The 1,321-nt window shown below is 39.1% G+C and carries 1 protein-coding gene; it reads left to right on the top strand.

What is annotated here, in order from left to right:
• Positions 1-258: 258 nt before the first annotated feature.
• Entirely contained in the window at positions 259-1,281 is a 1,023-nt protein-coding gene (locus ACFFAP_RS13515) for a GGDEF domain-containing protein (protein WP_375511705.1), read from the top strand.
• The last annotated feature ends 40 nt before the right edge of the window (positions 1,282-1,321 follow it).

The raw sequence follows: 1,321 nt of genomic DNA, 5'->3' as shown, positions 1-1,321 counted from the left end.
GTATTATTACGGTTTTAAAAACATACAGTAAAGAAGACATTAGTTGTCATAAGAGAAGGTTTCAGAAACGGTAGTAGTAAAGAGAAAGTCTAAAGAGGAGATTCAAATTGTAAAAATATTGTAGATTCGGTGACAAAATAATATATTAGCAAATATTATAACTCCACTTAAAAAATCATATTTGGTATTAGCCAACAAGAGCAGCAAGTCTTAGAAAGTTAATCTCTTTAAAAGTTAAATAGGGGAAAAAATAAAGCAATGAATATGTCTATTCTGGTCTTTGGAAAAAATAACTTTATCGCCACACTTCCAGATCAGATCCGTTATACGACTGCTTTTAGTGTAGAAGTTATAGATAATCTTAATCAAGCAGTGTCGCGGATTAAAATGACGCCCCCCGATATAATACTTGTGCAGGCTAGTCTGGATGGCAGTATGGAACTTTGCAGTTGGTTGAAAGACCAGACAAAACTATCCTGGATATACTCTATTCTCTTCGAGGATCGTCCGCAGCAGCTTACTGATAAAAATAAGGGTTGGTACAGAGAATTAGAGATGAGTGCTGCGGCATTAAAGCAAGGAGCCGATGCTTATATTTGGCATTTTCTTGATGAAAAAACAGACCATAGCTTGGCAGAATTGACCGTCAATGATGGACTAATACTTGCTCAATTGACTGTTGGCTTGCGAAAAGCAGAAAAATACCGAGATTTGATTCGCACAAATGATATGTTATCAGCGATCGCCTTAGCTGATCCGTTGACAGAATTAAATAATCGTCGTGCTTTAGAATGGGACTTACCCAGACAAATAAAAAAAGCTAAAAGTCAAAAGACTTCCATGAGTTTGATTATTCTGGATGTAGATCATTTCAAGAAAGTTAATGATACTCACGGGCATTTAGTTGGCGATCGCATTTTGCAGTTGCTGTGTCAGCGTCTGCGACACAATCTGCGCTTTCAAGACACAGCATTTCGCTATGGTGGCGAAGAATTTGTAATTCTTCTGGCTAACACTACCGCAGAGGAAGCAGTAGTAGTCGCCCGTCGTCTCAATCGCGTAGTCTGCGAGGAACCATTTTCACTCAGCAATAAACTGACAATTAATATCACCATTAGTCTGGGCACAGCCAGTCTGCAAGCTGAGGATGACGATCAAGGAGAGAGCTTGTTGCATCGTGCCGATCAATGCTTGCTACAAGCTAAAACTACTGGACGTAATCGAGTTATTGCCTCAAACTATTTATCTCATGTCCCACATCTGAAGGTTGTTTCTTCTTGAAAGTGGGGATTGGGGATTGGGGATTGGTTCTTAATTCTAC

This window comes from uncultured Nostoc sp. (assembly GCF_964245575.1).
GTDB lineage: Bacteria > Cyanobacteriota > Cyanobacteriia > Cyanobacteriales > Nostocaceae > Nostoc.
The sequence above is the reverse complement of the archived record's forward strand: the minus strand, read 5'-3'. Positions and strand labels throughout refer to the sequence as shown.